A 1522-nucleotide genomic window follows, 5' to 3' on the forward strand; every position below is an offset into this window, starting at 1 on the left:
TCCTTGGCGTACTCCGCCCACATGTAGTCGCGTTCCTCGTCGGTGACCATCTCCAGGGTCAGCTCGTCGTGGTTGCGCAGGAAGATGCCCCACTGGCAGCCCGACGGGATGGCCGGTGTCTTGGCCAGGATCTCCGAGACCGGGTAGCGGGACTCGCGGCGTACGGCCATGAAGATGCGCGGCATGACCGGGAAGTGGAACGCCATGTGGCACTCGTCGCCGCCGGCGGCGTAGTCGCCGAAGTAGTCGACGACGTCCTCCGGCCACTGGTTGGCCTCCGCCAGTACCACCGTGTCCGGGTACTGCGTGTCGATCTCCTTGCGCACCCGCTTCAGGAACGCGTGCGTCTCCGGGAGGTTCTCGCAGTTCGTTCCCTCCCGCTGGTACAGGTACGGCACCGCGTCCAGCCGGAAACCGTCGATCCCCAGGTCCAGCCAGAACTTCAGCGCGGAGATCATCTCCTCCTGGACCGCCGGGTTCTCGTAGTTGAGGTCCGGCTGGTGCGAGAAGAAGCGGTGCCAGTAGTACTGCTTGCGCACCGGGTCGTACGTCCAGTTGGAGGCCTCGGTGTCGACGAAGATGATGCGGGCGTCCTGGAACTGCTTGTCGTCGTCGGCCCACACGTAGTAGTCGCCGTAGGGGCCGTCGGGGTCCTTCCTCGACTCCTGGAACCACGGATGCTGGTCGCTGGTGTGGTTCATGACGAAGTCGATGATCACGCGCATCCCGCGCTGGTGCGCCGCGTCGACGAACTCCACGAAGTCGGCGAGGTCGCCGAAGTCGGGGAGCACGGCGGTGTAGTCGGAGACGTCGTAGCCGCCGTCGCGCAGGGGGGACTTGAAGAAGGGCGGCAGCCAGAGGCAGTCGACGCCCAGCCATTGGAGGTAGTCCAGTTTGGCGGTCAGACCCTTCAGGTCGCCGATGCCGTCACCGTTGCTGTCCTGGAAGGAGCGGACCAGGACCTCGTAGAAGACGGCACGCTTGAACCAGTCCGGGTCCCGGTCCTTGGCGGGAGTGTCCTCGAAGGTGTCCGGGACGGGTTCGTTGACGATCATGTTGTGGGTGACCCTCCGATCGACGGGCTGGACGGTCGCAGGACGCGGCTCTGCTCACCCGGGGGCTCACTCCCGGATGCCCGGCCGACGACGAGCACATGCGCTCCCCCCGGCTCCAGGCGCACGTAGTTGGCTCTGCCCCATTGGTAGGTCTCGCCGGTGAGCTCGTCGCGCACCGGTACCGACTCGTGCCGGTCCAGGCCGAGTCGCGGCATGTCCAACGAGACCGTGGCCTCCTGGGTGTGGTGGGGGTCGAGGTTGGCGACCACCAGAACCGTGTTCGAACCCTGCCGCTTCGCGTACGCGATGACCTCCTCCTTGTCGGTGTGGTGGAAGTGGATGTCGCGCAGTTGCCGCAGGGCCGGGTTCTCCCGCCGGATGGTGTTGAGTTTGGTGATGAGGGGGGCGATGGTGCGGCCCTCGCGTTCGGCCGCTTCCCAGTCACGGTGCCTGAGCTGGTATTTCTC

At 66.0% G+C, this 1522-nt stretch carries 1 protein-coding gene and 1 pseudogene; both read right to left on the reverse strand.

Annotation, left to right across the window (positions count from 1 at the left end; genetic code table 11):
• On the reverse strand, positions 1-1055 hold a 1055-nt coding region (locus ACH4VX_RS35575; protein ID WP_398373466.1), incomplete at its 3' end, for an alpha-amylase family glycosyl hydrolase.
• A pseudogene (locus ACH4VX_RS35580) lies at positions 1052-1522 on the reverse strand (alpha-1,4-glucan--maltose-1-phosphate maltosyltransferase); the annotation flags it as partial. The pseudogene ACH4VX_RS35580 and the gene ACH4VX_RS35575, both read right to left, overlap by 4 nt.

The sequence above is a fragment of the Streptomyces sp. NPDC020731 genome (assembly GCF_044334705.1).
In the GTDB taxonomy this organism is placed as follows: domain Bacteria; phylum Actinomycetota; class Actinomycetes; order Streptomycetales; family Streptomycetaceae; genus Streptomyces.